Genomic DNA, 4759 nt, shown 5'->3' with positions numbered 1-4759 from the left:
CGATCCGGAGCACGCCGCAACTCCAACGCCTCCGGCGCCGCCTCGGCCACCACCGGAACGATCTTCACCGCCTCCGCCAACAGATCCCGAGTATCACGCGGCATCGCAGTAGCAGTCACTTTTCTCACTTCTTTCATTCAACGGGACATCTGGCGCATCCATCGGCCAGACAGGGAGCTTCGACTTGTACGTCGTGTACACATTCGCGGTGGCGAAAGTGCTTTTCACCTGCGGTGTCGACGTCCTGAGTACGACCACCACAAACGCTACGTGACCCGGACCACATGTCTCTTGCGCGCACCGCCAAAAATTGGCGGGGACCATTGCGTTCTTCCCGCAGTCGGTACAGTTGCCGGATCCGAACACTCTATGGTGACGGGGGCACGCCGCAGTGTGCATTATGCGATAACACACTGCGAGGAGCCGCCTGTACCCCGGCGACCGTCGAGCCAGTTCGAAAGGAACATGGGCATGAACCGCGAGCCCGATACCGTCATGCCGACCGCCCGGCGTATCGCCCACGTCGACGATCCCGCCCTGATCAAGGACTCGTCCCAGCACGTCGCTCGGGCAATGATCCCGGCGGGCGACTGGGCGCGCCACGATCCGTTTCTGCTCATGATGGAAGACGACTTCGGAATCGGCGCCTTCGGAATGCACCCGCATCGAGGAATCGAAACCATCACCTACGTGATCGAGGGTTCGCTCACCCATACCGATAATCGTGGGAATTCCGGCGTTCTCGGTCCCGGAGACGTTCAGTTCATGACCGCGGGCAGCGGTGTTATCCACCTCGAGGAACCACCTGCCGGTGAGCGCGTGCATCTGCTGCAACTGTGGCTGAATCTTCCTGCCGCACAGAAAAAGACGACTCCTCGATATCAGGATCTGCACGCCGTCGCAATGCCGCGACATTCCGCGGACGGCGTGGAGGTGATCGTGTATTCGGGCACGTCGAACGGCGTGACGTCACCGACACTCAACCACGTGCCGGTGACGGTCGCCGAAATGCGACTGACCGCGGGCGCCACCCTTACGCAAGACCTGCCTGGTTCCTACAACGGGTTCGTCCACATTCTCGGAGGAAATGGTGAATTCGGCGCGACCCGCACCACCGGCCGGGCTGGACAGACTCTGTGGCTGGACCGCCCGACCAGCGGAGATGACACCGAACTCAGCGTCACCGCGGTCACGGATCTGCGAGTTCTTCTCGGCGCAGGAGAACCGCTGCACGAACCCGTGGTCGCGGGCGGGCCGTTCGTGATGAATACCGAGGCACAGATTCGCCAGGCATTCCTCGATTACCGCGCTGGACGATTCGACCCACGTTGAACGGGTTGGGCATGGTGGGGATGGAGACACGCGCTCGCCCGTCTTCAAGCACCTGTAGAAGACGCTGAAAACGACAGTTGCCCCGCACCGGCATCCCGATGCGGGGCAACCCCATTCTTCACGACATTCTGATTGGAAAATCTTTCGTGTGACCAATGCCAGGGGCAACGCCTACGGCGCATAGCTCCAGCCGCGCCCGGTCGAAGGCGAATCCACGGCTTCTTCGTAGATTGAGTCGCTGAGCGCACCTCTGAAACCCATTGTCACGGTTTGGTCGTCGAGGCTTTCCTGGATGGCAATCTGCGCATTCTCCGGCAGGGTGTGCATGATCTGCCGGACGCGTTCCTGGCGGCGGGTGACGGCCTGCCGGAACGGCATCCCCGGCGTCGCCTTCATCTGCGGGACGATGCCCTCGACGTCGTCGACACCACCGGCGTGGTGGCCGGCGTCGACCATGGCCTGCTCGGCGGCCATGGTGGCCTCGTCCTTCTCCTCCGACATGCCGATCGGGCCGATCATGGTGCCGTTCAGGAACTGCTTGACGACCGGCTGGTCGCTGGTGAGCAGCACCTCCCGCGGACCGAACATCACCAGCTGCCGGCGGAACAGCATGCCGATGTTGTCGGGCACCGTGCGGGCGAGGTTGATGTTGTGCGAGACGATCAGGATCGTCGCATCGATCTCGGCGTTGATGTCGATCAACGTCTGCGAGATGTAGGTGGTACGCACCGGATCCAGACCCGAGTCCGGCTCGTCGACGAGGATGATCTGCGGGTCCAGCACCAGGGCCCGGGCCAGGCCCGCACGCTTGCGCATACCACCGGAGATCTCGCCCGGCAGCTTGTCCTCGGCCCCGAGCAGGCCGACGAGCTCCATCTTCTCCATCACGATCTTGCGGACTTCGGACTCGGACTTCTTGGTGTGCTCGCGCAGCGGGAACGCCACGTTGTCGAACAGGTTCATCGAGCCGAACAGGGCACCGTCCTGGAACAGCACACCGAACAGCTTTCGGATCTCGTAGAGCTCCTTGGACGAGCACTCGAGAATGTTGGTGCCGTCGATCACGATCGAGCCCTGCTCCGGGCGGAGCAGACCGATCAGCGACTTCAGGAACACCGACTTACCCGTACCCGACGGCCCGAGCAACGCACTGACCTCACCGGTCGGCAGCGTCAACGTGACGTCCTGCCAGATCCTCTGCGAGCCGAAGGATTTGGTCAAGTCTTGAACCGCCACCTCTACACCCATGTCTACCTCCTGTGATCCACTTGCTTGCACTGACACGGAACTACTACACCGATCCACGGACCACGGCCCGAGCAGCAGAACTCTTCAAGGAACCGAACTCTCCGGGATCTCTGCACACCTGCACACCTGTGCTGCGGAATGGCGAAATGCGGAGAGAAACACGAGTCATTCTCGGCCAGCGGCTGTCTCGGGGGGATGTAGCACGCCGACCTGGACGGTGAAGGCGATTATCACCGCAACCCAATCTCGACCTTGACGTTATAACATAGTACGCCTTAGTGTGTGTCAGCGCACAAACCCGCAGAAATATGTCCGACGACACGATTGCTCGTGACCGTCCGAACGCGGGAGTGGGGAAAGTCGCAGCCAGCCGACACCTGGAATGACGAGTATCGGCGGGGAGCGACGCGGTGCCCATGACTGTGCAACCAGATTTCCGCGACGGCACGCAGACGGAGTGACTACGCCGTCCGGAGGCCGTTTCTACTGGAGGACACACGTGACAATGACGACGACTCCACCCGATACGTACCCGCTCATCGCTGCATTGCCGGTGGCCGCGAGGGCAGACAAGGCAGTTCGGCTGTGGTGACCACCAGGGTGCGCACCGCATCCGAGGCTGCTCGTCGCGGGATCTTGACGGTCGCCGGTGATGTCGGCGGCTTCTATCGCATGAGCGGGAAGACGTTCAAGCACATGTTCCGTCGGCCGTTCGAAGTCGAGGAACTCCTCGCTCAATCCTGGTTCATCGCTCGCGTCGCACTTGTCCCCACCATTATGGTGGCCATTCCCTTCTGTGTGATCGTCGTTTTCCAACTCACACAATTGATGGCAGAGCTCGGGGCTTCCGACTTGTCGGGGGCGGGCGCAGGTATGGCGGTGGTCCGTGAGATCGGACCTCTGGTCAGCGTCCTCGTTGTCGCCGGAGCAGGCGGAACCGCAATATGCGCGGATCTCGGTGCCCGAAAGATCCGCGAAGAGATCGATGCAATCGAAGTTCTCGGTCTCGATCCCGTGCAGCGCCTCGTAGCGCCGCGTGTGATCGCTTCGACCCTCGTAGCTCTGGCGTTGAACGGAATCGTGACAGTTGTCGGTCTCACCGGAAGCTTCCTGTTCACCGTGCTTGTTCAGAACGCCAGTGCCGGCCAATTCGTGGCGAGTTTGACGCTATTGGTCAATCTTGTCGATTTCCTCGTCAGTGAGCTGAAGGCAGCAGTGTTCGGGCTGCTCGCCGGGCTGGTTGCCTGCTACCTGGGCATCAAGGCCAAAGGTGGGCCCAAGGGCGTCGGGGACGCCGTGAACCAGACGGTCGTCTTCAGCTTCATGCTGCTCTTTCTGGCCAACTCGATCATCTCCGCAATCTTCCTCCAGTCAAAGTATTAGGGGCGCAACAATCGTGTATCCCACGTCTCGAATGGGCAGGCAGCTTCACCTCATATATCGAGCGCCTGTCCGCAAGCTGACAGAAATCGGTTCACAGGCCGACTTCTACGGTCATGTCGCCACCGGAGTCCCTCACGCGACTCGGCGGTACTGGAAGGAGGTCATGCGGCTGCTGGCGTCGGTGAGTCTCGGCACCGGTGGACTCGCGGTGATCGGCGGCACTGTCGTCGTGGTCGTGTTCATGACTGCCGCGATCGGAGTGGAGGTAGGACTCCAAGGCTACAGTTCCCTCGCGAACGTCGGCATCGAAGCGCTCGCCGGATTCGTTGCGTCGTACTCCAACACACGTGAAGTGGCGCCGGTCATCGCCGGCATCGCATTGACGGCCACCGTCGGCGCCGGATTCACCGCGCAAATCGGCGCAATGCGAATCAGTGAGGAAATCGATGCGCTCGAGGTCATGGCTGTGCCATCCGTGCCCTTCCTCGTGACGACGCGCATTCTGGCGGGATCGATTGCCGTCGTCCCGCTCTACTGCCTGGCGCTGATCGGTTCGTTCATCGCGACGCGCCTCATTGTCACCGCGGGTTATGGACAGTCCGGTGGCACATACGATCACTACTTCAGTGTCTTCCTGATACCCAGTGACATCTTCTGGTCTTTTGTAAAGGCTTTCGTCATGGCCATCTTCGTCATGGCTAAGGGCCTGTGACAAAATAATGTCGCTTTAGCTGGTTTCGGGCGTTACCGTTGAGCTATGACGGATGTGGCGGACTCGGTGGCGCGGCGGTATGCC

General features: G+C 61.1%; 4 protein-coding genes. 3 read left to right on the top strand and 1 reads right to left on the bottom strand.

The window, feature by feature from the left end:
• Positions 1-1332: pirin-like C-terminal cupin domain-containing protein (locus ACFVJ3_RS49170; protein WP_378458994.1), on the top strand; the 1332-nt coding region annotated here is incomplete at its 5' end.
• Positions 1333-1503: 171 nt separating this feature from the next.
• Here ACFVJ3_RS49170 and ACFVJ3_RS49165 read toward each other — a convergent pair.
• Positions 1504-2580 (bottom strand): ABC transporter ATP-binding protein, encoded by a 1077-nt coding sequence (locus ACFVJ3_RS49165; protein WP_378458993.1) that lies wholly within the window; start codon positions 2578-2580, stop codon positions 1504-1506.
• Between the two features lie 672 nt (positions 2581-3252).
• On the opposite strand from ACFVJ3_RS49165, the gene ACFVJ3_RS49160 reads away from it, so the two are divergent.
• Together ACFVJ3_RS49160 and ACFVJ3_RS49155 are read left to right on the top strand one after the other, a co-directional pair.
• The gene (locus ACFVJ3_RS49160; RefSeq protein WP_378458995.1) at positions 3253-3963 is read left to right on the top strand and encodes an MlaE family ABC transporter permease; all 711 of its coding nucleotides are present in this window, start codon (positions 3253-3255) and stop codon (positions 3961-3963) included.
• Positions 3964-4126: 163 nt separating this feature from the next.
• A complete protein-coding gene (locus ACFVJ3_RS49155) occupies positions 4127-4675 on the top strand; it encodes an ABC transporter permease (protein WP_378458992.1) in 549 nt (182 codons plus the stop codon).
• Positions 4676-4759 lie beyond the last annotated feature (84 nt).

Source organism: Rhodococcus sp. NPDC127593 (assembly GCF_042671975.1).
Lineage (GTDB): Bacteria > Actinomycetota > Actinomycetes > Mycobacteriales > Mycobacteriaceae > Rhodococcus_F.
The sequence above is the reverse complement of the archived record's forward strand: the minus strand, read 5'-3'. Positions and strand labels throughout refer to the sequence as shown.

Excerpts from the sequence above, each read along its gene's own strand:
- ACFVJ3_RS49160 (WP_378458995.1), top strand. The coding sequence starts at position 3,253 with ATGAGCGGGAAGACGTTCAAGCACATGTTCCGTCGGCCGTTCGAAGTC.
- ACFVJ3_RS49165 (WP_378458993.1), bottom strand. The coding sequence starts at position 2,580 with ATGGGTGTAGAGGTGGCGGTTCAAGACTTGACCAAATCCTTCGGCTCG.
- ACFVJ3_RS49155 (WP_378458992.1), top strand. The coding sequence starts at position 4,127 with ATGCGGCTGCTGGCGTCGGTGAGTCTCGGCACCGGTGGACTCGCGGTG.